The organism is Thioclava sp. ISO4 (assembly GCF_058105145.1).
On sequence record NZ_CM176571.1, the window covers coordinates 1,737,382 to 1,763,666 of the forward strand.

General features: G+C 64.4%; 23 protein-coding genes. 9 read left to right on the plus strand and 14 right to left on the minus strand.

Annotation, left to right across the window (positions count from 1 at the left end; genetic code table 11):
• The first annotated feature begins 47 nt into the window (after window positions 1-47).
• The 4 genes from AC2TZ7_RS08595 to AC2TZ7_RS08610 are packed head-to-tail and all read left to right on the plus strand — an operon-like array spanning window position 48 to window position 6,847.
• Window positions 48-1,889, plus strand: a complete 1,842-nt coding sequence (locus tag AC2TZ7_RS08595) for a GAF domain-containing protein (protein WP_489866588.1) — start codon at window positions 48-50, stop codon at window positions 1,887-1,889.
• A 1-nt stretch (window position 1,890) separates the two neighbouring features.
• Window positions 1,891-4,041: a peptidase M50 gene (locus AC2TZ7_RS08600; protein WP_489866589.1), complete on the plus strand. Its 2,151-nt coding sequence runs from the start codon at window positions 1,891-1,893 to the stop codon at window positions 4,039-4,041.
• A complete protein-coding gene (locus AC2TZ7_RS08605; RefSeq protein WP_489866590.1) occupies window positions 4,034-6,028 on the plus strand; it encodes a preprotein translocase subunit SecA in 1,995 nt (664 codons plus the stop codon). The genes AC2TZ7_RS08600 and AC2TZ7_RS08605 overlap by 8 nt, the downstream gene beginning before the upstream one ends.
• Before the next feature lie 12 nt (window positions 6,029-6,040).
• Complete coding sequence (locus AC2TZ7_RS08610; RefSeq protein WP_489866591.1) at window positions 6,041-6,847, plus strand: efflux RND transporter periplasmic adaptor subunit; 807 nt, start codon at window positions 6,041-6,043, stop codon at window positions 6,845-6,847.
• Between the two features lie 48 nt (window positions 6,848-6,895).
• Here the strand turns inward: AC2TZ7_RS08610 and AC2TZ7_RS08615 are convergent, their stop codons facing one another.
• From AC2TZ7_RS08615 to AC2TZ7_RS08635, 5 genes are all read right to left on the minus strand, one after another.
• Window positions 6,896-7,186, minus strand: coding sequence for a hypothetical protein (locus AC2TZ7_RS08615; protein ID WP_489866592.1), 291 nt, complete (start codon window positions 7,184-7,186; stop codon window positions 6,896-6,898).
• 253 nt (window positions 7,187-7,439) lie between these two features.
• Window positions 7,440-8,351 carry a glycoside hydrolase family 26 protein gene (locus AC2TZ7_RS08620; protein WP_489866593.1) on the minus strand — a complete coding sequence of 304 codons (912 nt, stop codon included), beginning with the start codon at window positions 8,349-8,351 and terminating at the stop codon, window positions 7,440-7,442.
• A gap of 32 nt (window positions 8,352-8,383) precedes the next feature.
• On the minus strand, window positions 8,384-10,195 hold the full coding sequence (locus AC2TZ7_RS08625) for a glycosyltransferase family 2 protein (RefSeq protein WP_489866594.1): 1,812 nt from the start codon (window positions 10,193-10,195) through the stop codon (window positions 8,384-8,386).
• A complete protein-coding gene (locus AC2TZ7_RS08630) occupies window positions 10,192-11,244 on the minus strand; it encodes a UDP-glucuronic acid decarboxylase family protein (RefSeq protein ID WP_489866595.1) in 1,053 nt (350 codons plus the stop codon). Before AC2TZ7_RS08630 ends, AC2TZ7_RS08625 begins: the two co-directional genes overlap by 4 nt.
• 316 nt (window positions 11,245-11,560) lie before the next feature.
• Entirely contained in the window at window positions 11,561-11,992 is a 432-nt protein-coding gene (locus AC2TZ7_RS08635; RefSeq protein WP_098410431.1) for an autoinducer binding domain-containing protein, read from the minus strand.
• A gap of 126 nt (window positions 11,993-12,118) precedes the next feature.
• Here AC2TZ7_RS08635 and AC2TZ7_RS08640 point away from each other — a divergent pair, with 126 nt between their 5' ends.
• Together AC2TZ7_RS08640 and AC2TZ7_RS08645 are read left to right on the plus strand one after the other, a co-directional pair.
• A complete protein-coding gene (locus AC2TZ7_RS08640; protein ID WP_489866596.1) occupies window positions 12,119-12,694 on the plus strand; it encodes a helix-turn-helix transcriptional regulator in 576 nt (191 codons plus the stop codon).
• Between the two features lie 73 nt (window positions 12,695-12,767).
• Window positions 12,768-13,433: an acyl-homoserine-lactone synthase gene (locus AC2TZ7_RS08645; protein WP_489866597.1), complete on the plus strand. Its 666-nt coding sequence runs from the start codon at window positions 12,768-12,770 to the stop codon at window positions 13,431-13,433.
• Between the two features lie 71 nt (window positions 13,434-13,504).
• On the opposite strand, the gene AC2TZ7_RS08650 is transcribed toward AC2TZ7_RS08645, so the two are convergent.
• The 4 genes from AC2TZ7_RS08650 to AC2TZ7_RS08665 all read right to left on the minus strand — a co-directional run bounded on the left by AC2TZ7_RS08650 (window position 13,505) and on the right by AC2TZ7_RS08665 (window position 18,552).
• Window positions 13,505-13,936: a universal stress protein gene (locus AC2TZ7_RS08650; RefSeq protein ID WP_489866598.1), complete on the minus strand. Its 432-nt coding sequence runs from the start codon at window positions 13,934-13,936 to the stop codon at window positions 13,505-13,507.
• Window positions 13,933-16,548 carry a TRAP transporter permease gene (locus AC2TZ7_RS08655; protein ID WP_489866599.1) on the minus strand — a complete coding sequence of 872 codons (2,616 nt, stop codon included), beginning with the start codon at window positions 16,546-16,548 and terminating at the stop codon, window positions 13,933-13,935. Before AC2TZ7_RS08655 ends, AC2TZ7_RS08650 begins: the two co-directional genes overlap by 4 nt.
• Window positions 16,549-16,656: 108 nt before the next feature.
• The gene (locus tag AC2TZ7_RS08660; RefSeq protein ID WP_489866600.1) at window positions 16,657-17,631 is read right to left on the minus strand and encodes a TAXI family TRAP transporter solute-binding subunit; all 975 of its coding nucleotides are present in this window, start codon (window positions 17,629-17,631) and stop codon (window positions 16,657-16,659) included.
• Between the two features lie 57 nt (window positions 17,632-17,688).
• Window positions 17,689-18,552: a MurR/RpiR family transcriptional regulator gene (locus AC2TZ7_RS08665; RefSeq protein ID WP_489866601.1), complete on the minus strand. Its 864-nt coding sequence runs from the start codon at window positions 18,550-18,552 to the stop codon at window positions 17,689-17,691.
• 141 nt (window positions 18,553-18,693) lie between these two features.
• On the opposite strand from AC2TZ7_RS08665, the gene AC2TZ7_RS08670 reads away from it, so the two are divergent.
• Entirely contained in the window at window positions 18,694-20,016 is a 1,323-nt protein-coding gene (locus AC2TZ7_RS08670; RefSeq protein WP_489866602.1) for an aspartate aminotransferase family protein, read from the plus strand.
• The gene (locus AC2TZ7_RS08675; protein WP_489866603.1) at window positions 20,013-20,765 is read left to right on the plus strand and encodes a beta-keto acid cleavage family enzyme; all 753 of its coding nucleotides are present in this window, start codon (window positions 20,013-20,015) and stop codon (window positions 20,763-20,765) included. The genes AC2TZ7_RS08670 and AC2TZ7_RS08675 overlap by 4 nt, the downstream gene beginning before the upstream one ends.
• On the opposite strand, the gene AC2TZ7_RS08680 is transcribed toward AC2TZ7_RS08675, so the two are convergent.
• The 5 genes from AC2TZ7_RS08680 to AC2TZ7_RS08700 are packed head-to-tail and all read right to left on the minus strand — an operon-like array spanning window position 20,762 to window position 25,480.
• Window positions 20,762-22,186 carry a dihydrolipoyl dehydrogenase gene (locus AC2TZ7_RS08680; protein ID WP_489866604.1) on the minus strand — a complete coding sequence of 475 codons (1,425 nt, stop codon included), beginning with the start codon at window positions 22,184-22,186 and terminating at the stop codon, window positions 20,762-20,764. The two genes, AC2TZ7_RS08675 and AC2TZ7_RS08680, sit on opposite strands and share 4 nt — an antisense overlap.
• 34 nt (window positions 22,187-22,220) lie before the next feature.
• Window positions 22,221-22,964, minus strand: coding sequence for a glycosyltransferase family 2 protein (locus tag AC2TZ7_RS08685; protein ID WP_489866605.1), 744 nt, complete (start codon window positions 22,962-22,964; stop codon window positions 22,221-22,223).
• A complete protein-coding gene (locus AC2TZ7_RS08690; protein ID WP_098410441.1) occupies window positions 22,961-23,536 on the minus strand; it encodes a DedA family protein in 576 nt (191 codons plus the stop codon). Before AC2TZ7_RS08690 ends, AC2TZ7_RS08685 begins: the two co-directional genes overlap by 4 nt.
• A 4-nt stretch (window positions 23,537-23,540) precedes the next feature.
• Window positions 23,541-24,680, minus strand: a complete 1,140-nt coding sequence (locus AC2TZ7_RS08695; protein ID WP_489866606.1) for a ceramide glucosyltransferase — start codon at window positions 24,678-24,680, stop codon at window positions 23,541-23,543.
• Window positions 24,677-25,480, minus strand: coding sequence for a UDP-2,3-diacylglucosamine diphosphatase (locus AC2TZ7_RS08700; RefSeq protein ID WP_098410443.1), 804 nt, complete (start codon window positions 25,478-25,480; stop codon window positions 24,677-24,679). The genes AC2TZ7_RS08695 and AC2TZ7_RS08700 overlap by 4 nt, the downstream gene beginning before the upstream one ends.
• A 326-nt stretch (window positions 25,481-25,806) precedes the next feature.
• On the opposite strand from AC2TZ7_RS08700, the gene uraH reads away from it, so the two are divergent.
• The gene (uraH, locus tag AC2TZ7_RS08705; RefSeq protein ID WP_489866607.1) at window positions 25,807-26,163 is read left to right on the plus strand and encodes a hydroxyisourate hydrolase; all 357 of its coding nucleotides are present in this window, start codon (window positions 25,807-25,809) and stop codon (window positions 26,161-26,163) included.
• Window positions 26,164-26,285 lie beyond the last annotated feature (122 nt).

Sequence of the window (26,285 nt, forward strand, 5' to 3'; positions counted from 1 at the left end):
ATAGACGCACGGGAAGGGCGCTGGGGAGCACCCTCAAGGGAGCAATTTTGCAGCAACACGCAGGGACAGCGTCTGGCGAGGCGACGGGCTCGGTATTTCTGGATTCCGAAACCCTCGGCAGGCTGAAATCGGGGACAGACCGCGCGCAGGTGTCGCAGGCCTGGCTCGCCGCGATGGCGCGTCAGGTGACGGGTCTGGAACAAGGGTTGGTGGTGCTGGCCGGGATCGGGCGCAGCCGGTTCGAGCCCGCCGCGATCTGGCCCGAAAGCGCCAAGCCGAAACGCGAATTGATGGCAGCCATCGACGGCGCGATCCATGCCGAGCGGATGGTGATCGAGACGCTGAGCGAGGGCGGCGCGGCCATCGCGGTGCCGATCCGTATGGAGGGTCAGCTGCGCGGTGCGGCGGCGATCCAGATCGGCGCGGACCCGGACGCGCGCACCGATCTTGCGATCGATCAGCTGCAATGGGGCTCGGGCTGGCTCGAGGCGTTTTTGCGCCGCAAGCAGGGCGGCTCGGGTGACAGCCTCGCCTCGGTGATCGAACTGCTCGCGACCAGCCTGCACCATGACCGGTTCACCGAAGCCGCGACTGCGGTGGCCTCGGAACTCGCGGGCGTTCTCAATTGCGAACTGGTCGCGATCGGTCTGACCCGTGGGCGTCACGCGCGAGTGCGGGCGCTGTCGAATTCCGCGAGCTTCGGCAAGCGGTCCAACCTCGTGCGCGCCATCGAGGCGGCGATGGACGAGGCGATCGATCAGCAGGCGGTGCTGAGCTATCCGCCGCCCGAGGACGGCTCGGAACGGGTGCTGCGCGCCCATGCGGCCTTGTCGGAAACCGAGGGCGGGGCGACACTGTGCACGGTGCCGCTGACCGAGGACAAGAAGCTGGTCGGCGCGCTGGTGCTGGAACGCCCGGCGGGCGAACCGTTCGGGCGCGATACGATCCAGATGGCGGAATATGCGGGCGTGCTGCTTGGGCCAGTGCTGGCGATCAAGCGGCGCGAGGATCGCTGGCTGCCCGCGAAGACATGGGATGCGAGCGTCAATACGTTCAAGGCGCTGTTCGGCCCCAATCATGCGGCGCTGAAACTGGCCGCGATTGCGCTGGTCGCTTTGCTGGCCTTCGCGTGGTTCGCCAAGGGCATGTATCGCGTGACCGCCGATGCGACTGTCGAGGGCCGCATCCAGCGTGCGATCTCGGCCCCCATCGAGGGCTATCTGGCCGAGGCCGATGCGCGGGCGGGCGATATCGTGAAGGCGGGCGAGGTGATGGCCAAGCTCGATGACCGCGACCTGCGGCTCGAGCGGCTGAAATGGGAAAGCCAGAAGTCCAAGCAGACCCGCGAATATTCGCAAGCCATGGCCAAGCGCGAACGCGCCAAGGCGCTGATCCTGCAAAGCCAGATCGAACAGGCGGATGCGCAGATCGAACTGCTCGATCAGGAGATCGGGCGGATGGTGATCAAGGCGCCTTTCGACGGGGTCGTGGTCTCGGGCGATCTGACGCAGGCGCTGGGTGCGCCGATCGAGCGCGGCGACGTTCTGTTCCACGTCGCCCCCCTCGATGATTACCGCGTGATGCTGCGCGTGGACGAGCGCGACGTGAAGGATGTGAAGGCGGGCGAGAGCGGCGCGCTCATTCTGGCCTCGCTGCCCGACACCCCGATCGAGGTGCAGGTCGACCGGATCACGCCGATCTCCAATGCCGAAGCGGGGGCGAACAAGTTCCTCGTCGAGGCCTCCGTGACCGACGGGCCGATTGATGCGCTGCGTCCGGGCATGGAAGGGGTCGCCAAGATCGAGGTCGAGGAACATCGCCTCGTCTGGATCTGGACCCGGCGGGTCGTTCTCTGGGTGCGCATGACGCTCTGGTCCTGGTGGCCGTGACATGGCCACCTCGCTCTTCTCTCCGTCCTGGTATCGGGTGAAGGATCTCAAACCGCGCCTGCGCAGGCATGTCGCGATCCATCGGCACGATTATCGCGGGCGCGTCTGGTTCGTGGTTCAGGATATTGCGACGGGGCGCTTCCATCGCATCTCGCCGGCCGCGTGGCGGCTGGTCGGGCTGATGAACGGCAAGCGCACGATGGACGAGCTGTGGAACACCACCAACGAGCAGCTTGGCGAGAAGGCCCCCACGCAGGACGAGGCGATCCGGCTGATGGGGCAGTTGCATGCGGCCGACGCGCTGATCTGCGACGTGCCGCCCGACGGGCGTGAGCTGTTCCGCCGTTACCAGCGCCACCAGTCGATGCAGATCAAGCAGAAGATCTGGTCGCCTCTGGCGATCCGCATCCCTATCTGGGACCCGGACGCTTTCCTGACCCGGACCATGCCCTTCGTGCGGCCCTTCTTCACCCGCACCTTCGCGGTGATCTGGGTGCTGGTCGTGCTCGCGGGCTTCATCTTCGCCGCGATCAATTTCGGCGCGATCACCGACAATATCGCGGATCGGGTGCTGACGCCGAAGAACCTCTTCGTGCTCTGGTTGGTCTATCCGGTGGTGAAGGCATTTCACGAATTGGGCCACGGATACGCGGTGAAGAAGAACGGCGGCGAGGTCCATGAGATCGGGATCATGCTGCTGGTTCTGGTGCCGGTGCCTTATGTCGACGCCTCTGCCGCCTCGGCGCTGCGCGACAAGTATCAGCGGATGCTGGTCGGCGGCATCGGGATCATGGTGGAGCTGTTCCTCGCCTCGATCGCGCTCTTCGTCTGGCTCAATGCCGAGACCGGCGCGGCCCATGCTGTGGCCTATAACGTGATGCTGATCGGGGGCGTCTCGACGCTTCTGTTCAACGGCAACCCGCTCTTGCGCTTCGATGGCTATTACGTCTTCGCCGATTGGCTGGAGATCCCCAATCTCGGCCAGCGGGCCAATCGCTATTACGCCTATCTCGCGCAGAAATACCTCTTCGGGATGAAGGAGGCGGAGCCCGTCACCTCGCTGCCCGCCGAGAAGCGCTGGTTCCTGTTCTACGGGATCGCCGCCTTCATCTATCGCCTCTTCATCATGTTCGCGATCATCACCTATATCGCCGGCCGCTTCTTCTTCATCGGGGTGCTGCTGGCGGCTTGGGCGATCACGACACAGATCCTCGTGCCCATAGGCAAATCCATGTCCTTTCTGTCTTCCAGCCCGAAACTCCGCTCCAACAGGCCGCGCGCGGTCCTTGTGACAAGCGCGATCCTTGCCGCGCTCTTCGTGATCCTGTTCGTCCTGCCCGCGCCGTATCGATCCGTCGTCAGCGGCGTGACATGGCCCTCCGAGCAGGCGCAGGTGCGCGTCGGCACTAGCGGCTTCGTAACCGAGGTGCCGGTCGCGACCTATGATGCAGTGCAGCCGGGCGAGGTGATGATCAAGCTCGACGATCCGCTGCTCAGCGCGCGGCTCGATGTGCTGGACTCGCAACTGGCGGGGCTGGAGCTGCAGCGTCAGGCAGCGGTGCGCACCGACCGGGTCGAGGCGGAGATGATCGCGGCGGAGATTTCCGCGACCCGCGAGGACCGCAACCGGCTCGCCCAGCAGCTCGACGAGCTGTCGATCCGCGCGCCCCGCGCTGGTCTGGCCGTGGTGCCCAATGGCGAGGACCTGCAGGGAAGGTTCGCCAAGCGCGGGCAGGTGATCTCCTACGTTCTGACCGAAGAAGACACGGCGGCTCTGCGCGTCGTGGTCGGTCAGGACGATGTCGATCTGGTGCGCAACGCGACGGGCCGCGTCGATGTGATGCCGGTCGAATATGGCGGGCAGAGCTATCCCGCGACCATCGTGCGCGAAGTGCCCGGCGGCATCCGCGACCTGCCGACGCCCGCGCTGGGGCTGCAGGGCGGCGGCACGGTTCCGGTCGATCCGGGCGACAACAAGGGGCTGCGCACGCTGCAACGGGTCTTCGAGTTCGAGCTGGAAATGGCCCCCGATGCGGCGCTGCCGCTCTTGGGGCGGCGCGTCGAGGTGCGCTTCTCGCATGGCACTTTGCCGATCGGGTTTCAGGCCTATCGCGCGCTGCGCCAGCTGTTCCTGAGGCTCTACGATGTCTGAGATGCTTGTCCAACGCCCCGGTCTGCTGACCGCCTTCTATCCCGAGCGCGAGGATGAACGCCTCGGCACGCTCGACCGGGTGATGGCGAGCGCGGTGGGGCGGGTGTCGCAATTCTTCTCGATCAAATCGGCGGCAGGCGCGGGCTTTTTGCGCCGTGTCGCGAAAGAGGAGAAGACGCTGGCGAAGCTGGAGGCGCATGCCTTCAACGCCGCCCGCGTCGAGGTCGCGCAGAAGCTGCGGGTGAAGGGGCTGCGCGCTGATCTGGTCGCCCGCGCCTTCGCGCTGGTGCGCATCCAGTCCGAACGCTCGCTGCAGATGCGTCCCTTCGATGTGCAGCTTCTGGGCGGGCGCGCGATGCTGCGTGGGCGGATTGCCGAGATGGATACGGGCGAGGGCAAGACGCTGACTGCGACGTTGCCTGCCGCGATCATGGCGCTGTCCGGGGTGCCGGTGCATATCGTGACGGTGAACGATTTCCTTGCCGCGCGCGATGCGGAATGGATGGGGCCGCTCTATCGGGCGTTGGGTCTCAGCGTTGGCGTTATCATCGAAGGGCTCAGCCCCGAGGAACGTCAGGCGGCCTATGCCTGCGATATTTGTTACTGCACGAACAAGCAGTTGGCCTTCGATTACCTCAAGGACCGGCTGGTGCTGGAGGGCGAGACCCGCGCGCTGCATATGGCGCTGGAGGGGCTGTCGAAGACCGATCCGAAGCGCCAGCGGCTGCTGATGCGCGGGCTGTGCTACGCGATCGTGGACGAGGCGGATAGTGTGCTGGTCGACGAGGCACGCACGCCGCTCATCATCACGCGGGCGGGCGATCATTCGGGGCTGGAGCAGACCTATCAGCGCGCCGTCGAGATCGGGCGCAAACTGACCCGGCCGCGCGATTTCACGGTGCGCGAGAAGGAATGGAAGGTCGAGCTGACCGATCTGGGCAAGGCGCGGCTTCGCCAACTCAGCGCGCATTTCGGCGGCGTTTGGGCCACCGAGATTCACCGCGAGGAACTGGCGCGGCAGGCGCTTTCGGCGCTGCATCTCTATCACCGCGACAAGCACTATATCGTCGATGACGCGGGCGTGCAGATCGTCGACGAATATACCGGCCGCGTGATGTCCGACCGCTCGTGGGAGCGCGGGCTGCATCAGATGATCGAGGTGAAGGAAGGCTGCGAGATCACGGGGCGGCAAGAGACGCTGATCCGGATTTCTTACCAACGCTTCTTCCGCCGCTACCTGACGCTGGCGGGCATGACCGGGACCGCGGCCGAGGTCTCGGGCGAGCTGCGCGCGGTCTATCGGCTGCGCACGAAGCGCATCCCGACGAACCGCCGCTCGCGCCGCAAGAACCTGGGCGAGCGGCACTACGCGACAGCCGATCAGAAATGGCGCGCCGTGCTGGCCGAGGCCAAGCGCGTCCATATGACGGGTCGCCCGATCCTGATCGGCACGCAATCCATCGCCGCCTCGGAAGAGATCAGCGCGCTCCTGACCGAAGAGGGGCTGACGCATCGCGTGCTCAACGCCCGCGAGACCGAACACGAGGCCCATATCATCGCCGAAGCGGGCGGGCATGGGCGGATCACGGTCGCGACCAACATGGCCGGGCGCGGCACCGATATCCGCATCGATCAGCAGATGCGCGACCTCGGGGGGCTGCATGTCATCGCGACCGGTCGCCACGACGCGCGCCGCATCGACCGCCAGCTGTTCGGGCGCTGCGGACGGCAGGGCGATCCGGGGAGTTTCGTCACCTTCGTCTCGCTCGACGACGATCTGCTGCGGGTCTTCTACGGCACCCGGCTCTCCGGTCTGACCCGCATGTTTTCAAGCGGGAAGGGGCGCGTTCCGTGGCTGATCGGCGCGCCCGTGACCCGGCTTGCGCAACGCGCGACCGAAGCGCGCCATTCCGGCGTGCGAAAGGCGCTTCTGCGCGCCGACGACAATCTCGAAGACCTGCTCGCCTTCAGCGGCAGGGGCAACTGAAAGGGACCACCCATGCGGCTTACTTCCATCACTCTCCTTCTCGCCCTCGGTCCCGGCGCGGCGCTCGCGCAGGATCAGGAGCGCTTCGATTGCCTGATCGATCCGGGGCAGGTGCTCGAGATCGGCTCGGCGGTGGACGGGGTGATCGATCAGGTCTTCGTCTCACGCGGGGATACGGTGAAGAAAGGCGATCCGATCGCGAAACTGGAATCCAAGGCCGAAGAGGCGCAGCTGACCTATGCGCGAGAGCGTGCGCAGGACGAGGGGCCGATCGACATCGCGCGCTCCAAGGTGGCGCTGCTGCAAAAGGCCGCCGACCGCGCGACCGAGATGGGCAAGCGCAACGTGATGGCCGATGCGCAGGTGCAGGAGGCCCAAACCAATGCCGAAGTGGCCCAGTTGGAGCTACGCTCGGCCCAGATGGACCAGCATCTGGCGAAGCTCGATCTGCAAAGGGTGGAGGCGCAGCTGGCGCGTCGTGAAATCCGCTCGCCGATCGACGGGCTGGTGATCACGCGGATGATGGGGCCGGGCGAATATGTCTATTCGCAAGCGCCGATCGCGCAACTCGCGCAGATCGACCCGCTGCATGTCGAGGTCTTCCTGCCGACCGCGATGTATGACCGGGTCAAGAAGGGTCAGGTGTTGAAAGTCTATCCCGCAGCGCCCGTGGGCGGCGAATACGACGCGACGGTGAGCGTCGTCGACAAGGTCTTCGATGCGGCGTCGGACACGTTCGGGGTGCGCCTCGCGCTGCCCAATCCCGAGGGCAAGCTGCCCGCCGGGATCGACTGCACGGTGGGTTTCGCCGCCGAGTGAGCGTGACGGTCCCGGGCGGGGCCGTCGCTCAACGCCTGTGCTGCGCGTTCAGCGCTGGAAGCAGGTCGCTTTCTTGCCGAAACCCGCAGGCGAGCAAATCCAGCTGCCTTTGCCGAGAAAGCGCGTCTGCACGATGCGGGGCGCGGGTTGCGCGCGGCCATCGCGACCGGCGAGCCAGTCGAACCGGGCGCTGCCCTGACCGGCGGTACTTTTGGCGGAAACGCGGATCGGGTTGAGGTCCAGCATGCCTGCCTGCTGCGCCTGCGCGCTGCTGAGAGGGGCTGCAAAGATCAGGCCGGCCACGACAAGGCGGGCCGCTTTCACGGGTAAAGTCGTCATCGGAACTGTAATCCTGTCTGCTCAAGTTACGGTCTGGCCCCTCCCGTCTGCGCGAAAGAGGGCCGATTGCGTCCTCATGGCAGCAGGATTGGTCGATCCCAGCCTATGGGTCAAGTTGGCAGGTGACGTGGCGGGAAGCAGGCGGATTTGTGGCGGAATGCAAAAAGGCTGCGCGGGAGAAATTCCCGCGCAGCTTCAATATCTTGTCTAGCAGTGGTGTTGTCGGCGAAAAATCGCCACTACCTATGGTGGCTCAGGTCAGGACCTGGTTCTTGATTCGCCAATCCGGCGCGCCAAAGCCCTCGGGCCACGGATAGACCTCACGCTGGTTGAAGTAGCTGACGCCGACGAGGTTCGGATAATCCGGCATCTCCTGACGCACCCGGTCGCGCCACATCGAGACGTAGGACTGATCCCCGACATAGCCGAGCTCGGCCACCGCGACCGGTTTGCCATAGGTGGCCGCGCGGGTATAGCGGGGGCCCAGAATGTCGTCGAAGGTCTGGTCGCGGCCGAGTTTGGCCCGGTCCCAGGCCTGCAAGCCGAAGACCGACAGGCCGACGATATCGGCGTAGTCGTCGCCGGGATAATAGTCGCCCATATTCTCGTCGCCCAGCGGCGACCACATCAGGTTGATGTTGGGGGCCCGGTCGCGCGCGATGTCGGTCATCCGGCGATAGGCGGTGATGTAGTCGTTCGGGTTCCAGTCCGACCAGATGAACTGGCCGGTCTTGTCGTCCATCTCATGGGCGAAGCGCAGCGTGACCGGGCTTTTCAGCGTTGCCAGCACATCGGCCACCGCGATCATGTTGGCGTCATATTCGCCCCGTGCGATCCCGCGGCGCAGATATTGCGCGGTGTTGCGCTCCGAGCGCGACCACGTCCAGGGCTCGAGCGTGACGAGAAGCGCGCGGTTGCGCTCCAGCGCGTAGGTGTCGGCATCGTTGAGCGACGGCAGGAAGACGTCCTCCCAAGGTAGGAAGAGATGTTCGATCACGACGCCGTCCAGATTCGCGAAGTCGCCATCGGGATCGTAGACGCCGAAGGGCAAGCTGCCCGGTGGCACGCTGACATCTGCAGCGAATGCCGGTCGCGCTGAAACTGTCAGCCCGAACGCCGCCGCACATGCCATCAACTCTCGACGGGTCATCAAATCATTAGCCATTTCAGTTTCCTCCTCTCTGCGCGAAGCCCGCGTTACTGCCAATTCAGCTTGACGTTGAACTTCGCATGTCCCGAAGCGCCCATTCCGGCACCAGAGACGGTATATTCGTAGCTAGTCAGTTGGATCGGCTGCAGGCCGGTCAGCAGCGCGTGCAGGCTTTGGGTGCCGCGCATCCAGATCGCGCTGCTCGCCACGATCGCGATCAGGCTCAGCGTCGCCACCTGCACCGCGAACTGACGCGGCCAGCTGTTCCACTTCAGCCCCGCCTCGCGGGCGAGCATCACGACCATGATCGCCAGGACCACGAAATAGAAAACCGTATTGACCAGCGATAGCAGGTAGAAGCCGCTTGCCACCGTCGTCTCGGCCAGCAGGGCAGGGAGCGCCGCTCCCAAGGCGAGCGCGGCATAGACCAGCGTCACGCGCAACGGCAGTTGGATCGCGGCGGCCTCGCCCTTCGGGGTGATCCGGAAATCGACGAATTTGCCGGTAATCCGGTCGAAGATCGCCATCGCGCAGCCCCAGAGCACCCAAGGCCATTGCATCATCGAGAACAGCTCTTTCTCCCAGGCGAAGAGCGGCGCATCGACCGGCCGCAGAAGCCCGTCGCGCCGCATCAGCGCAACGAAGGGGATCAGCAGCAGCCCCGCAATCGCCGCGTGACCGATAAAGGCGGGATAGGTGACATCGGCAAAGCGAATGTCGAAGACCAGCGCGACGATCGGTGCGAAATACATCAGCGCCATCGTCAACGCGAAGAACACATACCAGATTTGGCAGAAGATGAAGGAAAAGCGCAGCCGCGAGGGCAGGCCGGGCAGGTAGCCGGGCGTGTAGCGCAGAAGCAGCGTCAGCAGCGAGCGCGACCACTGGAATTCCTGCGTGAACAGATCCGAGATGTTGGCCGGGCCGTCGCCGACCGCGATCGCGTCGATCGCATGTACGCCACGCCAGCCATTCGCGTTCATCATCATCGTCGTGGAGTGATCCTCGGCCAGTTCCGGCCCGAGCCCGCCGATATCGCGCAAGGCGCGGGTGCGCACCGCGTAATGCGAGCCGATGCACATCGGCGCGAGCGCCGCGGTGTAGCCGCATTGCAGGACTCCGTGGAATGCGCTTTCGGCGAAGAGGCGGGTGCGCGCGGCCCAGCTTTGCTTGGCATTGGCCCCGCAGATCGAGGGTGCGCTCACATAGCCCACGTTCCAGTCGGCGAAGGGGCGCAGGATTTCGCGCAGATAGCCCGGTTGCGGGACGTGATCGGCGTCGAGCTGGCTGACGATGTCATACTCGCGATAGCCCCAATGGTCGTAGAAAAAGGCGAGGTTGCCTTCCTTGCAGCGGGTCCGGCGCGGCCAGGCTTTCCGATGATAGGCGTCGATGCCGTGGCGGCTGGAGACTTTGACACCGTGCAGTTTGCACCATGCGAGCGTCTCCGGCGACGGCGCTTCGTCGGCCAGCCATGTGTCGTGCGGATAGTCCTGTGCGAGCATCGCCTCCAACGTGCGACGCACCACCGAGAAGGGCTCGGACGGGGTTTTCGTCGTGATCATCGCAACGCGCCATTGTCCCGGTTCGGGATCGGGCGAAGCGGCGCGATGGGCTTTCAGGAAGATCGCGAAGAAGAATATCTGCATGGTCAGCAGCCACAGCAGAACCACGGTGACCAGCAGATACGGCCAGAGGCCGAGGATATGCGACGGCGTGAGCCACCAGCTCCAGAAATAGACCGTCGCCAGCATCCACAGCGCAAACAGCACCCGATAGCGCAACGCCTGCTTCGGCGAGAGGATCGGAGCCAGATGCCCTGCCGCGACTGCGGCCCGTATGTCGGGTCGCAGGCTCATTCGGCAGCCGTTGCCGTGCGGGTTTCGACTTCGGTCTCGGCGCCCGCTATCTCCGCGCGGAAATAGGCGATGGTCGGCACGAGGCCGCTGCGCAGCGCGATTTCCGGACGCCAGCCCAGCCGGGTCTCGGCGCGGGTGATGTCGGGGCAGCGTTGCATCGGATCGTCGAGCGGCAGATCCGACACGACGAGCGGCGCCCGGCTCTCGCACATGTCGCGCACGATATGGGCCAGCTCGGCGACGGTATATTCGCCCGGATTGCCCAGATTGACCGGATCGTGGCCGACCGTCTCGCTTTCCATCAGCGCGACCAGACCGCTGATAAGGTCATCGACATAGCACAGCGAGCGCGTCTGCGTGCCGCCGCCATAGAGTTCGAGCGGCACGCCACGGATCGCCCGCGTCACGAAATTCGAGATCACGCGCCCGTCCTCGGGGTCCATCCGGGGACCGTAGGTGTTGAAGATCCGCGCGATGCGGGTGTCGATGCCGCGCGCGACCTGAAGGTCGTGGAACAGCGTCTCTGCCGCGCGCTTGCCCTCGTCATAGCACGAGCGCGGGCCGGTGGTGTTCACGCGGCCACGATAGCCCTCGTGCTGGGGCGAGATGTCGGGATCGCCATACACCTCGGAGGTCGAGGCCTGCAGGATGCGCGCGCCGGTCCGCTCGGCGAGGCTGAGCAGGTTCAGCGACCCTGCGATGCAGGTCTGGAACGTGTGCAGCGGATCGAGCTGATATTTCGGCGGCGAGGCCGCGCAGGCGAGATTGTAGATCCGGTCGATCTCGCCACTGATCTGCAGCGGCGCGATGATGTCATGTTTCTGGAACGTGAAATCGCGATGCCCCATCAGATGAGCGATGTTCTGGGTCCGCCCGGTCTGTAGATTGTCGATACAGATTACCGAGTGACCGGCCTCGATCAGCCGGTCGCAAAGGTGCGATCCCAGGAATCCGGCCCCTCCGGCAACCAGGCAGCGCAACTGCCCCTTATGCCGGCGCGGCGGCGCCCAGGAGATATCTCTCGTCTCGAAACGTGGCAGCTGCGTCATGTTCTCCCCCCACAGAAGAACGGCAACGACTGCCTAGTCCGGTTTCAGGTCAACTTAATCGCTCTGGGCCGGACCAGGCCCGTCGATCCCGATTACAGATATTTCAAAAGGGTAGGGGGCGATTTTCGGGCCGATCAAGCGAAAGCAAAGCTTTTCGACCGAAAATCGAAAGGCCGAAAAAATCCAACCTTCCATTAGATGAAGTTTACACGCTAAGGTTGAGTGTGGCGTTTCTGGTTCGACTTCGCGTCTTCGCGCCTATCCCTTGATTCGACTTGGACAATCGAAGCGGGAGGGCGCGGCGGCCCGTCTTTTCCTAGAGGTCGGAAAGGCCTTCGGTCAGATTATGCAGCTCCCGGGTCATCTCCAGCAGCTCCTGCGCCTCGGCCTCCGAGAAGGGCTCGCCGGAGCGGGTAAAGCCCGAGATCGAGCGCGAACCGTTCTCCAGAACCGCGCAGGTCAGGCCATTCCGCAGGCCGTGGGATCTCGCTCCCTTGAGAACCCCTTTGGGATCATCGAGGTCGTCCCACCGCACCATGCCTACATGTTGCATGCCCCACAGCACGACGGGATCGTCCATCATCATGCCCTTTTCGCTATATTCCTCGATCCAAGGTTCGGGATATGTTCGATAAAGGATGTTCGGACGGGTAAAGCGGATGTGCAGAGCGAAGGCGAAACCGGTGTCGCAGGTTTGACCGAGCTGCTCGAGTAGGCAGGCGATTTCCTTGCGGTTTGCTGTTTCCATCACGGGAATTCGTCTTTAGGTTGTTGGTGCAGGGCGGCAGCCTCCGGCGCGACGGTAGGCTGTGACCGCAGTGAGTGCAAGTGAATTGACCATCAGACTATGGAACTGAGGGATTGTGAAACGCGATTGAATGAAATCGCCCCTGCCGGGTTTTATCTCGCGCTTAGGGTTGGATATGCATTCCCCGAAGCCGAACTCAACCGTCTGAATGACGACTGGGTCGACATGTACACCCAACAAGGTTTGGTCGTGCAGGATCCGTCGATGCACTGGATCTACCACAATGTCGGTTACGTGCGCTGGTCCGACCTGAAGGACGATCCCCGCGACGTCGTCGAGATGGCGCGGCAGATGGGGCTGCGCTTCGGCGCCACGATCTCCTACAACACGTCAAGCGATGCTGGGCGGCGCAGTCACGCGGTCCTGTTCCGGTCGGATCGCGACTTCACCGATGCCGAACTTCACGGAGCTTTCCAGATGCTCAAGACCTTGCATGTCGACGCCTCGCAACGCTCGCTCACGGATGCCGAACTCGAGGCGATCCGCTACCGCGCCGATGGGCTCTTGATCAAACAGATCGCCGCGAAGCTCGCAATTTCCGAGAGCGGCGTGAAAGCGCGGCTGTCTTCTGCGAGCCGAAAACTGGGCGCGCGCAACGCGATTGAGATGCTCGCAATTGCGACTTCAAGGCGATTGATCTAGGCGCGCACAACCTGAAAGAGTGAATTTTTCACAATTTCGTGGTTTCGATGGAGCTATCCAGAAGGAGGCTCCAATGCAGAACTGCACTTTCGAATTCTCGCAACTTCACCGCTTCGGCACCGCTTTTTACGACTTCCTGCGCCTGCGCAAGGAGGTCTTCGTCGACACGCTCGGATGGGACGTGCCGCATAATGACGAAGTGGAAATGGATCAATACGATACGCCCTTGGCGCATTACTCGCTTGTGTTGAAGGGCGGGCGGGTGGTGGGCGGGGCGCGGGCAATGTCCACCGCAGCGATCTGGGGGCCCAATACCTACATGCTGCGTGACGCGCATCTGGGGAAGCTGGCGCATATCCCGGCGGAGATTCTGCCGACCGAGATCGCGAACGACACGGTCTGGGAATGCACGCGTCTGGTGATTTCCGATGCGCTGACCAAGCAGGCGGAGCGGGCGACCTGTCTGCGGCTCATCGTCGACGGTCTCGTTGAGCGCGCCAAGGAGCGCGGTGCGGACGAGTTGATCTGCCTCTCCTCGCTCGCCCTGATGCGCGCGCTGCGCCAGCTTGGCTACGATGTGACCCGGATGGGTCCGGCCTATCGCAACGACGAGGACGGGCGCCAATACGCGGCACTGCGGATGCCTGCGGAATACTCCACCCAGCGGCGTCGCGAAACGGCCGAAGCCTGCGTGCTGGCAGCCCAGTCGGCCCCGCGCCAGCTGCACACCGCCGCGTGATGCGGGGTGGAATAGAAAAAGGGCGCGCCCATCGCCCGGGCGCGCCCTGATCTTCGGCGTCAGTCGCGCGCTCAGCGCACGACGAAGACGCTGCAATTCGAGTGCCGCACGACCCGCGCGGCGTTCGGGCCGAGCAGGTAATCGCTGAGATCGGGGCGGTGCGCCCCGAGCACGATCATGTCCGCGCCGTCCTTCTCGGCCAGCGAAAGGATCTCGTGATAGGCGGTGCCGACGCCCACGATGTGGCGCACCTTTGCGTTCACCTCGGGTCCGACCACTTCGGCGACGAAATCATGCAGCAGCTCATGCGCATGTTCCTTCGCCTTCGCGGTGTGATCGTCCGAGAAGAAGGCCCCGACCACCGCCGAGCCGTAATCGGGCACCACGGTGATCACGTCGAGCTGTGCATCTTCCATCTTGGCCAGCCGCGCCGCCCATTCGAGCACTTTGCGCTCGGTCTTGGGGCGGTTCATGTCGATCGCGCAGAGAATGGTATTGGTCATGCCGGTTCTCCTTCAGCAAAGGCCGCGTCGTCGTCTTCCTTGCGTCGATATTGCAGGAAAGCGATGAGCGCGAGAAGGGCGAAGGCGGGGATGAACATCAGCTCTTTCGGAAGCTGATCGTTCGGCACCTTCACGTTGGACAGGGTGACGGGATTGTCGCCGTAGAAGTCGAAGCCCTGCAGTTTGGTCTGCAGCTCCGTGCCGAACATCGGCTCGTCCGCGACCATCTTGCCGTCGGTCTCGGTGAAGCTCAGGCCGAGCTTGTCGAGCTTGTCCTGACCCGTCGCGCCCTCGGGCACCTTGACCAGCACCGTCATGTCCTTCGGATCGCCCGTCGTATAATCGGGCCCCGAGAAGACCAGCCGCAACTCGCGACCGACCGGCGCCTTGTCGAGACGCTGCGTGATATTGGCAGGCGGCACCTCGTTATAGGGCGGCTCGACCATGTTCATGAAATAGCCGGGCCGGAACAGGGTGAAGGCCACCAGAAGCAGCGCCACCGTCTCCCAGATCTTCGAACGGGTGATGAACCAGCCCATCGTGCCTGCGGTGAAGACGAGGATGCCGATCGTCGCCACGATGAAGACGAAGATCGCCTGATACCAGGTCACGTCGATCAGCAGCAGGTCGGTGTTGAAGATGAACACGAAGGGCAGGGCGACCGTGCGCAGCGAATAGAAGAAGGCGGTGAAGCCCGTCTTGATCGCATCGCCGCCAGAGACCGCCGCCGCCGCGAAGGAGGCTAGCCCCACCGGTGGTGTCACATCCGCCATGATGCCGAAGTAGAACACGAACAGGTGCACCGCGATCAGCGGCACCACGAGGCCCGATTGCGCGCCCAGATGGACGACCACGCCCACCATCAGCGAGCTGACGACGATGTAGTTCGCCGTGGTCGGCAGGCCCATCCCGAGGATCAGCGACAGGATCGCCACGAAGACCAGCATCAGGATCAGGTTGCCGCCCGAGAGGAACTCGACGAAATCGGCCATCACCTGACCGATCCCGGTCAGCGAGACGGTGCCCACGATGATACCGGCGGTGGCCGTGGCCAGACCGATCCCGATCATGTTGCGCGCGCCGTCGATCATGCCGCCGATCAGGTCGAGAACGCCTTCACGGAAGCGGCTCATCGGCGCACTCTCGCCGCGGAACATCGCCTTGAGCGGTTTCTGCGTGAGCAGGATAAAGAACAGCAGGAACGAGGCCCAGAAGGCCGACAGGCCCGGCGATTTGCGCTCGATCATCAGGAAATAGACCAGCACGACGATCGGCAGCAGGTAGTAGAGGCCCGCCTTGTAGATGTCCTTGATCTCGGGGAGCTTCACGATCTCCGAATTCGGATCGTCCGGCTCCAGATCGGGCGCTTTCGCAGCGACCCAGACGAGGCCGAGATAGACCACGACGACGAGCAGGGCGAGAACCCAGGCCGCGCCCTCGGGCACCATCGAGGTGATGAGGCGCACCGGGAATTGGGTCGCGTAGCACAGGGCCGCGAAGCCCGCGAAGAAGGCGAACATGCCAAAGGCCGTGCGCCAGACCGAGACCACGCGGTCGCCGATCGTCGGCATCCGGTTCTTCACCGCCTCGAGATGCACGATGTAGAACAGTGCGATGTAGGAGATGATCGCCGGGATGAAGGCGTGTTTGATGACCTCCAGATAGGAGATGCCCACATATTCCACCATCAGGAAGGCGGCAGCGCCCATCACCGGGGGCATGATCTGGCCGTTGACCGAAGAGGCCACTTCGACCGAACCCGCCTTCTCAGCCGAGAAGCCAACGCGCTTCATCAGCGGAATGGTGAAGGTGCCGGTGGTGACCACGTTCGCGATCGACGAGCCCGAGATCAGGCCGGTCGCGGCAGAGCCCACGACGGCGGCTTTTGCCGGGCCACCGCGCAGGTGGCCGAGCGCGCCGAAAGCCATCTGGATGAAGTAGTTGCCCGCGCCCGCTTTCTCGAGAAGCGCGCCGAACAGCACGAAGAGGAAGACGAACTTGGTCGAGACGCCAAGCGCGATGCCGAACACCCCCTCGGAGGTGATCCACATATGCGACATGGCCTTGCGCAAGCTCGCGCCGGCCCAGCGGATCTGTTCGGGGAAGAACTCGGAGGAGCCGAAGAAGACGTAGCACAGGAACACGATCGCCAGCAGGACCATGATGGGCCCGAGCGTGCGATAGGCTGCGATGAAGAGGAAGATGATGCCGAGGACGGAGATATAGGCGTCCTGCATATCCGCGAGCCCGCCATTGTCGACGATCTTCTGGTAGAAGAAATAGCCGTACATCGAGAGCAGCGCACCGCCGACCGCGAGGATCCAGTCATACCACGGCACATGGTCCTTGGGTGAGGATTTGAACAGCGGATACGCCATCGCCGAGAGGAAGATGGCATAGGCCAGATGGATCTGGCGGGCGTTGTTGATCAGGTCGCCCGGCAGCACATACGGCCCGATGGGCGAGGCCAGAAGCACCTGAAAGATCGACCAGCTCAGCGCCACCACGGCGACCATGAGCCCGACCCAACCTCTGGGGCTGCGCGCCCCGCTGTCAGAAGCTTGGACAAGCTCCTGTAATTCCTGTTCGTTCAAGGCGCGATTTTCCGCCATCGTTCCCCCTAGCGGCCCACAGGGCCGTCCGCCTGTTCCGGCATGATCATAAAGCTGAAACTAAAAAAGGCGGGCACGCAAGCGCGCCCGCCCAGTTATACGCAGGGCTTATTTAATCCAGCCCTGCTCCTTATAGTACTTCAGAGCGCCCGGATGGATCGGAGCCGAGATGCCCTTGGTGACCATTTCTTCCGGCGTCAGATGCGCGAAAGCCGGGTGCAGCTTCTTGAACTCGTCGAAGTTGTCGAAGACCGACTTCACCAGAGCGTAGACGACATCATCGGGCTCATCGGCCGAGGTCACGAGGGTCGCGCGCACACCGAAGGTCTGCGTGTCGTCGGGGTTGCCGCGATACATGCCGCCCGGAATGGTGGCTTTCGCGTAGTAGGGGTTGTCGGCGACCAGCTTGTCGACCGCGTCACCCGTGACGTTCACGAGGGTCGCGTCGCACGAGGTGGTGGCTTCCTGGATCGAACCCGAGGGGTGACCCACGGTGTAGACCATCGCGTCGATCTGGTTGTCGCAGAGCGCTTTCGACTGCTCGGAGGCTTTCAGCTCGGTTGCGAGCGCGAAGTCCGAGGTTTTCCAGCCCATCGCGTCCATCAGCACTTCCATGGTGCCGCGCTGACCCGAACCGGGGTTGCCGATGTTCACGCGCTTGCCCTTGAGGTCGGCGAAGTTCTTGATGCCGCTATCGGCACGCGCGACGACGGTGAAGGGCTCGGGGTGGATCGAGAACACTGCGCGCAGCTTCTCGAACGGACCCTGATCGGAGAATTTCGAGTCGCCCTTGTAGGCGTGGTACTGCCAGTCCGACTGCGCGATGCCGAAGTCGAGCTCGCCCGAACGGATCGTGTTGATGTTGTAGACCGAACCGCCGGTGGATTCGACCGAGCAACGCACGCCGGTTTCTTTGTGGCTCTTGTTCATCAGGCGGCAGATCGCGCCACCGGTCGGGTAGTAAACGCCGGTCACGCCGCCGGTCCCGATGGTGATGAAGGTCTCGTCGGCTGCGTTCGCCGCGGGCGCGAGCAGCGTGCCAGCGACGGCCGCGATGGCCCCGAGTTTGAAGAACTTTTTCATTGAGTAACTCCCGTTGGTCGTTTTTGGGTCTCGGTTCAAAAATACGGTTCGCTTCGGTCAGCGCACATAGACTTCGTCGAGAAGCCTGTTACGCCGTTCGACCTCGGCGATCCGTTCGGTTGCGCGGGGTCCCGCGCGCTTCGCCACCAACGCCAGAATTGCTTCGAGCAAGAACAGCGTGGCGACGTAACTCGTGTAGAAATGCGGGCTGTCGGTAGGCACGATGAAGGTCTCATCGGCCGCGTGCAGCGCCGGGCAGCTGCGGCTGTCGGTAATCAGCGCGACATAGGCGCCCTGTTCATGGGCATGGATCGCGCTGCGGATGGTGGAGCGCGCGAAGGGCGGCTTGGTGATCACCAGAACCGCGTCGCGCTCATCGAGCCCCGCGAGCGTGGCGCCCAGCGACGAACCCGCGCGCGCGCCCAGCTCCCAGTTGTCGCCGAGGAAATTGGCGATATAGGCAGTGTATTCCGCGATCCCCGTCGAGCCGAGCGCGCCCAGCAGCACCACTCGGCGCGCGGCGGCGAGCTTGTCGGCCACGGCTTCGAGCCGTCCCGGCTCGATCGCGGCGGTCAGGGCTGCGATATTGTCCTGCGTGGCCGCGGCATAACGGTTGAGGAAGCCGCTCTGCGGATCGATGGCATCGTTTTGCAGCCGATCGGCGCGGTCCGCGAAGGGGGACACGCGGCGACCGATCTGGTCGCGCATGGTCTCGCGCAGCTCTTCGAAATTCTCGTATTCGAGCGCATGGGCAAGGCGGGTGAAGGTCGCGGGCGCAAGGTTCGATTCGCTCGCCAGCGTGCGCAGCGAACGGGTGGCGATGCTCACCGGGTTGTCTGCGATATAGTCTCCCGCCTCACGCAAGCGCGTGGAAAGGTTGCCATATTGCGCAGCCAATCGCTGTTCGAAACTGCCGGACAAGGCTCCTCCCCAGGTTCCATCACCAGTTATCGCGTTGAGGTGACCGTTTCAATTGTTTCATATATTGTCAATGTGTAAAACATATGTTTCATGGGGCAATCAGCGATCCTCACGCATTCTTGTCCCGAAGGAGGGACCGATATGAGTCACGTATTCCCCCGCCACACGAAGTCCAATCCGCCCTTGGCGGTAAAGGGCGACGGTGTCTACATCCTCGATGCCAACGGGAAGCGATATCTCGATGGGTCCGGGGGCGCGGCGGTGTCCTGCCTCGGTCACTCTGACGCTGACGTGATTGCCGCGATCAAGGATCAGATCGACAATATCGCCTTCGCGCATACGAGTTTCTTCACCTCCGAACCCGCCGAACGGCTGGCCGATCGTCTCATCGCTCACGCACCGGGGAGCCTCGACCGCGTCTATTTCACGTCCGGGGGATCGGAAGCTGTGGAGAGCGCGCTCAAGATGGCGCGGCAGTATTTCGTCGAGAAGGGCGAGCCGAGCCGGTCGCATTTCATCGCGCGCCGCCAGTCCTATCACGGCAACACGCTGGGCGCGCTGGCCGCTGGTGGCAATGCGTGGCGCCGCGAGAAATTCAACCCGCTGCTGATCGACGTGAGCCACATCGCACCCGTGCATGAATACCGCTGGCGCGAGGAAGGCGAGACCGCCGAGGAATACGGTCTGCGCGTCGCCAACGAGCTGGAGGCCGAGATTCAGCGCCTCGGGGCGGAGAACGTGATCGGCTTCATCGCCGAGCCAGTCGTCGGCGCCACGATGGGCGCGGTGCCGCCGGTGAAGGGCTATTTCAAGCGCATCCGCGAAATCTGCGACCAATACGGCATCCTGCTGATCCTCGACGAGGTGATGTGTGGGATGGGCCGGACCGGCACGCTGTTCGCCTGCGAGCAGGACGGGATCGCGCCCGATATCGTCACCATCGCGAAGGGGCTCGGCGCAGGCTACCAGCCCATCGGGGCGGCGCTCTGCACCTCCGAGATTTACGACGCCTTCGTCAACGGCTCGGGCTTCTTCCAGCACGGCCATACCTATATCGGCCACCCGACCGCGACCGCCGCGGGCGATGCCGTGGTGAAGAAACTCACCGAGGGCGGCTTGGTCGCGCGGGCGGCGCAGCAGGGCGAGGTGCTCGACGCGGCGCTGCGTGAGGCGTTCGGCCAGCATCCCAATATCGGCGACATCCGCGGGCGCGGCATGTTCCGCGGGCTCGAGATCGTGGCCGACCGCGCCACGAAAGAGCCGATGGACCCGGCCCGCGCCATCAACAAGAAGCTCAAGGCGGCGGCCTTCGAGGCGGGGTTCGTCTGCTACCCGATGGGCGGCACGATCGACGGACAGCGCGGCGACCACATCCTGCTCGCGCCGCCCTTCATCATCACCGACGACCAGATCGGCGAATTGCTGGACAAGCTCGGCACCGCGATCCGCGAGGTTCTCGGGTGAGCCTGCCGCATATCATGGTCGCGCCGAACGGGGCGACCAAGACGAAGACCGACCACCCGGCGCTGCCGATCACCTTGGACGAGATTGCGCAGACAGCGCTGGCCTGCCGCGACGCCGGGGCAGGGGCGCTGCATCTGCATCTGCGCGACGATGCGGGCGGGCATCTGCTCGATAGTGGCGCCTATGCCGAGGCGCTGGCCCATCTGCGCCCGCGCTTGGGTGAGATGGCGATCCAGATCACCACCGAGGCTGCGGGGCGCTACGAACCGGGGCATCAGCGCTATGTCGCGTTGAACTCGGGCGCTAAGATGGTCTCGGTCTCGGCGCGCGAGATGCTGCGCGACCATGAATTGCTGGCGATGAAGTTCTACGAGGAAGCCGCCGAACGCGGCATCAGGGTCCAGCATATCCTCTATTCCCGAGAGGATGCCGAGGCGCTGGCGCGCGTCCTGCCCGACCGCCTGCTGCGTGATCCGGAGCTGCAACTGATCTTCGTGATGGGCCGCTATATCGCGGGGCAGGTCTCGACGCCTGCGATGCTCGATCCGTTCCTCGACTGGATGCAGGCCGAGGCGATCACGCCCGACTGGTCGATCTGCGCCTTCGGCTCGGGCGAGACCGACTGCCTGCGCAATGCGCTCGCCAAGGGCGGCAAGGCGCGGGTCGGGTTCGAGAACTCGCTGGTGATGGCGGACGGCACCACCGCGCCCGACAATGCTGCGCGCGTGGCCGAGATCGCAGCCCTTTAATCGAGCGCCGGATGCCCTTTCTCGGGGCAATCGGAGAGGTCCGACCGGTCTTCCTCGGGCAGTTGCCGGGCGATGTCGCGCAAAGCGCTGCGCAGGCCTTCCTCGACCACCGGGTGATAGAAGGGCATCGCCAGCATGTCATAAGCGCTCATGCCCGACTGGATCGCGAGGCCGAAGAGATGCGCGAAATGCTCGCCCTCGGGCAGCGCCATCTCGCAGCCCAGCAGCTTGCCGCTCTCGGGCGCGGCATAGATGCGGATCATTCCATAGGCTTCCTCGGCCAGCCGGGCACGCGATTGCGTCGCGAAATCCGCGCTGCCGATCAGGATGTCCTGCCCGTCCAGATCCTTGAAGCTTTGCCCCACGCGCACCGCATTGGGCGCACTGAAGGCGATGGCCATCGAGGTCCGGCGGCGATAGCAGCGCGGGGTCTCGGTCACCGCGTTGCGCCCCGCGATGTGCCCCTCGTCGGCGGCTTCGTGCAGGATCGGGCGGATCGCATTCGCGTCGCCCGCGAGGAATACCCGCAGATCGCCGATCTGGGTGGTGGAGGCGTCGACCTCGGGCATCCCGTGATCGTCGAGCGGCACGCCCAGCGTTTCCAGCCCGAGCCCCGCGATATTGGGGCGGCGGCCCATCGCGGCGAGCACGGCATCGGCCTCGAATTCCGCGCCGCCTGCGCCTTTCACGATCAGGCTGCCCGAATTGCCTTCGGAAATCTCCGCCGGGGCGCCCAGATACAGCGGCAGTTCCGCCGCGATCGCGTCGCGCAGGAGTGCCGCGACCTCCGGGTCGGTCATGCCAGCCACGCTTTCCAACGCATCGAAGCCTGCGACCTCGATCCCCATCCGCGCCATCGCCTGTGCCAGCTCCACCCCGATCGCGCCCATGCCGATCACCGCGATCCGCTTGGGCAGATCGTCGAGGGTGAACAGCGTGTCGGTGGTCAGGATGCGCTCACCAAAGGTCTTCCACGGCCCCGGAAGCACCGGCGACGAGCCCGTCGCGAGGATGATCGCATCGGCGGTCACCTCGCCATGGCCCGCGATCTCGATCCGGTTCGGGCCAAGGAGCGTCGCGCGGCCCGAGATCGCCTTGTCGCCAAGGGCTTTGGGGACCTTGCGCGGGGATTTCGTGAACCCGTCGCGCATCCGTTTCATCCGCGCCATCACCGCCGGCACATCGATGCGCAGCGCCTCGGCGCCGGAAATCCCGAAGGCCTCGAAATCGTGGCGGCGGTGGAAGGCGTTGGCGGCTTCGATCAGCGCCTTGGAGGGCATGCAGCCGCTTTCGGCGCAGGTCGTGCCCCAATGGCCGTCATTGACGATCAGGAAGTCATCGGTCGCATGGCGCACTTCGCGCAGGGCAGACAGTCCGGCCGAACCAGAACCGATGATAACGACGCGCGCGTGCTGTGACATGAAACCTCCGCTGATCTGTCGTGAACCGAACCGTTCAGCGAGGTATACGTTCCAACCACTTGCGCGGTAAAGCCTGCGCCTCGCCGCGCACCCGCAGGCTGCGCATGGCTACGATCTGGCCGAGCGCGCGATGCGGCGCGATGGTGCGGAAGATATCGCGGATCATGCGTGCGTCGGCGGCGACGCCTGCGCGCCAGTTGCCCAGCTTCGCGGATTTCATCGGACTGTCGACGCCGGGCCAGGAGACGACGGCGATCCGGGCGCGCTCTGCGATCCACAGACGGTTCATGAAGACTTCCAGCCCGAAGCGGGGCAGGGCGTTGAGGGCCTCCAGCCGTTCGCCCAGCATCTCGCGCGGGATCACCCGCTCGCCCGAGATGTAATCGAGCCCGATCACCCGCCAGATGCGCGGCGCGTTGCGGCGCAGGCTGATCGTGACATCGGCCTCGCCGCTCGCCACCGGCGCGATCAGCGCGCCCAGATCGGCATGGGTCAGCCCCAGCAGATCGCTGTCGAGCAGCAGCAGGTGGCTGCCCGCGGCCTCCGCGATCCCGGCAGCCACAGCCGCGGTTTTCCCGCCATTCTGCGTCTGGCGCAGCACCCGCAGATGCGGATGGGCGTCGCGATAGCCTTCGGCGATCTCGGCGGTGCCATCGTTCGAGCCGTCGTCGATCACGATCACCTCGGCGATCTGGCGATGGTCCAGCACACGCTCCAGCACAGCGCCGATCCGCGGGGCCTCGTTATAGGCGGGCAGAATGCAGGTGATCGTCGTCATGTGTGCGACCTCTTGCGGCGATAAAACCAGATCGTGCCGCCGAGAATGATCACGACCAGCAGGATCAGCGAGCCTTTCGACAGCCAGCTGTCGATCTTCCCGATATGCGAGCCGAGCCAATAGCCGAGCGCCACGAAGGCCAGCGATTTCGGGATCGTCGCGATCAGGTTCGTGAGCAGGAAGACCCAGACATTCATCCGCGCGACCCCGGCCGCGACCAGCACCGGCGCGCCCGCCGAATGGGTCAGCTTGCCGAAAACCAGCGTCTTGATCCCCTTGTTCTGGAAGTGCCGCGCCGCACTCACGAGCCGCGCGCGGCTCAGGCCCAGCTTGTCGCGCCACTTCTTGGGCATCCGGTTCAGACCCCATCGGCCAAGCGCATAGAGCCCCAGATCGCCGACGAGATCGGCAAGGATCACGATGATCGCCACCGACCAGACCGAGAACATGTTCTGGCTGGCGAGCCACGCCGCGATCACTGTCACGATCGGCCCTTCGAGCACCGCAATCGGCGCGAGCACGGCGAGGCCGTGTTTCGCCATCAATACGGAGATCGTCTCGAGGCCGATCATCGGGTTACTCCGTGACGGGGGCGTCACTGCGGGCGACGTCCCGGTGGGTCATGTCATTGCCGCGCCAGGTGAAATCGCGCCCGAACCATGTCATCAGCCACAGCGCGGGCAGCATCGCGTCGCGGATCGCGAAGCCCGCAATGTCGCGCGACGAGGCGGGCCAGCCCGCGATCCGGGCCAGCAACACTTCGGCACCGTACCACAGCGCCACCAGAAGCGGCAGGGCGATCCACGGCATCGCGCCCAAAGCTGCCAGAGCAAGCGCGGCGAGGAAGGGCAGGAACGGGCCCTGCGCGATCTCGGCTGCGAAGATCATCACGAACCCGTCGCGGCGCACCTTGGACCAGCGCAGCTGGCGGTCCCAGACCGCGCGGGCGGAGCGCATCCCGATCGGTTGCGCGAAAAGGTGGCGCGTCAGCCGCACCTTCAGGCCCTGACGGCGCACCAGTTTGGTCGAGGCCACGTCCTCGGCCATGTTGCGCCCGAGCGCCGCGAAACCGCCGCCCGCCATCAGGATGTCGCGCCGCCAGAACAGAGATTTGCCTTGCGCGAAACCCATCCCGATCATGTCGGCGGTCACCTGCCAGCGCGCCTGATTGGTGTTGAGGAAAGCCGCCTCCACCGCGCCCCAGAGATTGCCCGGCCGCTCGGCCACCGGCGGGGCGGATACGAGCCCCGTGCCGGGCCGCCATTCCGCCACCAGCCGCTGCAGGTAGTCGCGCGGTAGCAGCAGATTGCTGTCGGCCATCGCGAGCCACTCCGCCTCGGTCGCCGACAGCCCCTTGTGCAGGTTGTTCAGCTTCGGATTGCCCGACACCGCGTCGAGCCCCGTCAGAAGCCGCGCGCGCACCTGCGGGTTCTCTTCGATCAGGCGGCGGACCAGCGCACAGGCGGGGTCGCGCTCCGACGGCGCGCAGAAGATCACCTCGTAATTCGGATAGTCGAGGTTGAAGGAGGAGCCCAGCGTCTCGGCATCGAAGGGATCGACCCCGCAGACCGGGCGCATCAGGGCGATAAAGGGCAACTCGTCGGGCACCGGTTTCGGCGGGCGGGATTCGCGCCACGCGGTCATCGCGGCGCTCAGAAGATGCGCCGTGAGCGTGAGGCCCAGAAGGGCTGCGAGGGACAGCAGAACGATCGTCATGCGCGTACCTTTGCGACGGCGGGGCGGGTGCCGGTCTCGGTGACCGCAGCGGGCTCCGCGCCCCATTGAAGAAGTTGCAATGCGCCGGAACTATCCTCGGCCAGGGCGGTCAGGCTGTCCACCCAATCGCCGCAATTGGCATAGGTCAGCCCGTCGACATCGCGCAAAGCAGGCTTGTGCGAGTGGCCGCAGATGATCCCGTCGACCCCGGCTTCGGAGGCCAGCGCGATCAGCCGATGCTCATAGCCCGAGCCGCGCGCGATCAGCTGATTGATGCCTTCGATGGCGAGTTGGATCAGGGTGCGCTCGGTCTCGGAGACATCGCGGCGACGGCGCAGCCACGCATCGATGCCGCGAAACAGCGCGTCCATCCGGCTCCCGAAACGGGTCATCGCGTGCCAGCGCAGGATACGCGCATCGCATTGATCGCCATGCACGATGAGGTAGCGCTGCCCGTCCGCGCCGACATGCAGCGCCGTCTCGGTCAACTCGAAGCTGAGAAAATTCATCCCTGGCGCACGCAGCGCAGCATCGTGATTGCCGGGCAGATAGACGATGCGCGTCCCGGCCTCGGCATGGGCTTCGAGGGTCTCGATGATCTCGGCATGGATCTCGCTCCATTGCACGGGCCCGCCATGCCAGAGATCGAGGATGTCGCCGACGAGGTAGATCGCGTCGGCCTGAACGCTTTGCAGGAAATCGAGGATCGGGCCGGGGCTGCACCCGCGCGAGCCGAGGTGGAAATCCGACAGGAAAAGGCTGCGGTAGCGTTGTTTGTTGTGATGGCGCGATCGGCTCATGTCACATCTCCGGTGGATCTGCGGGGAGGGGCAGGCAACCGGCGCCTGCGCGGAGAAGCGGAGCGGAAACAGTCAGGAAAATCACAGGCTGTATGTTATGGCCCATAGGGTCCTTCCGCTCGTTGCTGCGCTGCCCATCGCCTTTCGACGTGACATGGATGTGACGGCTACGTGAACCTGTAATGTCACCTAGAGGCAGCTGTGCGGTGATCAACCATAAGGATGTGAAATACTAAGCAACTTCCGGTGAGCGCACGATATCTTGCGGTTTGTTTCACCCGTAAGCATAGTGGTCGCGGTCTCGACGATTGGCGAAGGAGAACGCGATGGCAGGATATCTGACCACCCATGTGCTCGACACGGCACGGGGATGCCCGGCGGAAGGGCTCAAGATCACGCTCTTCGCGCTCGACGAAGCGGGCAGAGTGCCGCTGGCCGAGATGGTGACGAATGCCGATGGGCGCACCGACTCGCCGATCCTGCCGGTGGAGCGGTTTCGCACCGGCCAGTTCGAACTGGTTTTCGCCGCGGGCGACTATTTGAGGGCGAGCGGGCAGGGGGCGGCAGAGCCGCTTTTCCTTGATGAAATCCCGATCCGCTTCGGCATGAATGACGCCGAGGCGCATTACCATGTGCCGCTTCTGCTCTCGCCTTATGGCTACTCCACTTATCGCGGCAGCTGAGCGCGAGGCTTCCATCTGCTTGCGTTTTGAGCATCCGGACAAAATTCGGGCGGTTCCGCCGCGCCATCGCTTGCGCTCGGCCGTGGCTTGGGAAACTCTGGGCGCAAAACGAGGGATGACGG

What these genes read in the sequence shown, in the direction of transcription:
- AC2TZ7_RS08655 (WP_489866599.1), bottom strand. Translation starts at nt 16,548, where the DNA reads ATGGCGGAAAATCGCGCCTTGAACGAACAGGAATTACAGGAGCTTGTC.
- AC2TZ7_RS08635 (WP_098410431.1), bottom strand. Translation starts at nt 11,992, where the DNA reads ATGGAAACAGCAAACCGCAAGGAAATCGCCTGCCTACTCGAGCAGCTC.
- AC2TZ7_RS08605 (WP_489866590.1), top strand. Translation starts at nt 4,034, where the DNA reads ATGTCTGAGATGCTTGTCCAACGCCCCGGTCTGCTGACCGCCTTCTAT.
- AC2TZ7_RS08685 (WP_489866605.1), bottom strand. Translation starts at nt 22,964, where the DNA reads ATGACGACGATCACCTGCATTCTGCCCGCCTATAACGAGGCCCCGCGG.
- AC2TZ7_RS08610 (WP_489866591.1), top strand. Translation starts at nt 6,041, where the DNA reads ATGCGGCTTACTTCCATCACTCTCCTTCTCGCCCTCGGTCCCGGCGCG.
- uraH (WP_489866607.1), top strand. Translation starts at nt 25,807, where the DNA reads ATGGCAGGATATCTGACCACCCATGTGCTCGACACGGCACGGGGATGC.
- AC2TZ7_RS08630 (WP_489866595.1), bottom strand. Translation starts at nt 11,244, where the DNA reads ATGACGCAGCTGCCACGTTTCGAGACGAGAGATATCTCCTGGGCGCCG.
- AC2TZ7_RS08700 (WP_098410443.1), bottom strand. Translation starts at nt 25,480, where the DNA reads ATGAGCCGATCGCGCCATCACAACAAACAACGCTACCGCAGCCTTTTC.
- AC2TZ7_RS08680 (WP_489866604.1), bottom strand. Translation starts at nt 22,186, where the DNA reads ATGTCACAGCACGCGCGCGTCGTTATCATCGGTTCTGGTTCGGCCGGA.
- AC2TZ7_RS08645 (WP_489866597.1), top strand. Translation starts at nt 12,768, where the DNA reads ATGCAGAACTGCACTTTCGAATTCTCGCAACTTCACCGCTTCGGCACC.
- AC2TZ7_RS08695 (WP_489866606.1), bottom strand. Translation starts at nt 24,680, where the DNA reads ATGACGATCGTTCTGCTGTCCCTCGCAGCCCTTCTGGGCCTCACGCTC.
- AC2TZ7_RS08660 (WP_489866600.1), bottom strand. Translation starts at nt 17,631, where the DNA reads ATGAAAAAGTTCTTCAAACTCGGGGCCATCGCGGCCGTCGCTGGCACG.
- AC2TZ7_RS08625 (WP_489866594.1), bottom strand. Translation starts at nt 10,195, where the DNA reads ATGAGCCTGCGACCCGACATACGGGCCGCAGTCGCGGCAGGGCATCTG.
- AC2TZ7_RS08615 (WP_489866592.1), bottom strand. Translation starts at nt 7,186, where the DNA reads ATGACGACTTTACCCGTGAAAGCGGCCCGCCTTGTCGTGGCCGGCCTG.
- AC2TZ7_RS08670 (WP_489866602.1), top strand. Translation starts at nt 18,694, where the DNA reads ATGAGTCACGTATTCCCCCGCCACACGAAGTCCAATCCGCCCTTGGCG.
- AC2TZ7_RS08690 (WP_098410441.1), bottom strand. Translation starts at nt 23,536, where the DNA reads ATGATCGGCCTCGAGACGATCTCCGTATTGATGGCGAAACACGGCCTC.
- AC2TZ7_RS08600 (WP_489866589.1), top strand. Translation starts at nt 1,891, where the DNA reads ATGGCCACCTCGCTCTTCTCTCCGTCCTGGTATCGGGTGAAGGATCTC.
- AC2TZ7_RS08650 (WP_489866598.1), bottom strand. Translation starts at nt 13,936, where the DNA reads ATGACCAATACCATTCTCTGCGCGATCGACATGAACCGCCCCAAGACC.
- AC2TZ7_RS08620 (WP_489866593.1), bottom strand. Translation starts at nt 8,351, where the DNA reads ATGGCTAATGATTTGATGACCCGTCGAGAGTTGATGGCATGTGCGGCG.